The sequence below is a fragment of the Bacillus sp. JJ1503 genome (assembly GCF_036965125.1).
Taxonomy (GTDB): Bacteria; Bacillota; Bacilli; order Bacillales; family Cytobacillaceae; genus Cytobacillus.
Genome location: NZ_JBALOZ010000164.1, coordinates 1 through 1822 on the forward strand (window position 1 = coordinate 1; position 1822 = coordinate 1822).

1 protein-coding gene is annotated in these 1822 nt (G+C 36.3%); it reads right to left on the bottom strand.

What is annotated here, in order from left to right; all coding sequences use genetic code 11:
• Positions 1–109: 109 nt before the first annotated feature.
• Complete coding sequence (gene ltrA, locus V7149_RS13405) at positions 110–1438, bottom strand: group II intron reverse transcriptase/maturase (RefSeq protein WP_335346131.1); 1329 nt, start codon at positions 1436–1438, stop codon at positions 110–112.
• Positions 1439–1822: the final 384 nt, after the last annotated feature.

Sequence of the window (1822 nt, forward strand, 5' to 3'; positions counted from 1 at the left end):
AACTAGTCGAGTAGAAGGGAATCTCTCTACCTCACGGTAGATTGTATTCCTCTCCCCTCACAGAACCGTGCTTGCGCAATTAACGCACACGGCTCCTCCTAGTTATCGTTCACATAATGTAGCTAATCTCTTTTCTTAAGTCATATATGTTAACCTTAATTCTTGCGTAAGGTAATGGGAATTTATTAAGAAAGAGTCTGAATTTATCCCAATTAAATGATTTCCTTTGACTTCTTCTATTGAGCCATTTATACAGTAAGTATCCGATTTTGTCTCTGAATTTGTTTACACTTTGGGTATTATCTGTGATGCAATAATAATTGTAATAACCTATAAGAGAGCGTCTAAATCTATCCATAATGATATGAATATCTTTATTTCTATTAATCTTCAACCATTGCTTAGATTCTTTGAGTTTGCCTTGGACTTTCTTCCTGCTTGACTTCCGTTTCACTCGGAACTTACCTTGTTTGCTTTTCCCACAATAGTGTGTAAAACCTAGGAAATCAAAGATTGCTGGTTTACTGTTTCCCTTTTGTTTTACATCTTTCTCCGCAAACTTTCCAAAGGGAATAATTTTAGTTTTATCCTCGGCTATTTCTAAGTTAAACTTCTTTAATCTCAATTTTAATGATTCGAAGAATTGTTCAGCTTCACTTCTAGATTGAAAACAACAAACAAAATCATCTGCATATCTCACTATAAATGCTTGTCCTTTGCACTGTTTTCTAACCCTTTTCTCAAACCATAGGTCGAGGACGTAATGGAGGTAAACGTTAGCTAATATCGGAGATATTACTCCACCTTGCGGTGTGCCATTTTCTGTCTTGTATTTCTTTCCTTCCTCCATATATCCACCTTTAAGAAACCTACCAATTAATCTTAGGAGGTTAGGGTCAGAGATTCGCAGTTTTAAGAACTCCATCATCCATGTGTGGTCAACATTGTCGAAGAATCCTTTGATATCTACATCTACTATATAATTTACTGACCTCTTTTCAATGTAATAGTTCAGTATTTTCAAAGCATCATGACAGTTACGGTTTGGACGGAATCCAAAGGAACAGTCTAGAAAATCATTCTCATAGATGGTATTTAGTATCTTTGTAATGCCTTTTTGTACAATTTTATCTTCATGTTCTGGTATTCCCAATGGTCTTTTCTTGTCTGAATTGAGCTTTGGAATATACATTCTCCTTACTGGAACAGGACGATAACTTTTGCTTTTAAGCCTATTTACTAAGCCTTCTATGTTTTCTTTTAGATTTTCACTGTATTGTTCTTTAGTTTTACCATTAACCCCAGTTGCCTTTTTATTAGGTAACTCATGATGACATTGAACTAATGATTGCTCATCTAATAAATGTGCAAGAGATGTAAATTTCATTATAGGATCAGATTTTGCTAATTCTGCTATCCTTAGTAGTTTTGTTTCCATTTAATATTCCTACCTCTGCGTGTAGTAAATGTTTCCCTAGTAAGGGTGATAACTGGTAGCTAGCCTTTCCTCCATCGGCATTACCCAACTTCATTGGTACTACGCTGCTATCCGACTCCCTAATCGGCATTTGGTTTCCTTACTTTGTATCGCTTGTACACCATACTCTTCTAAAAAAAAAAGAAAAGACCGATAGGGTCTCCCGAGTTGCCGTATCATATCAATGTATAACGTGCCAAGGTCTCTGACCCCAGAGAGGTTTCATTCTTCTTGCCATTACGAATAATGAAATGTTGCTTTCTGTCGCAGTTAAAACATCAGCCCTCTCGATTTACTAACATTATGGGGCTCAATCCCTTCAACCATTTGGCTTTCGGCCCATTA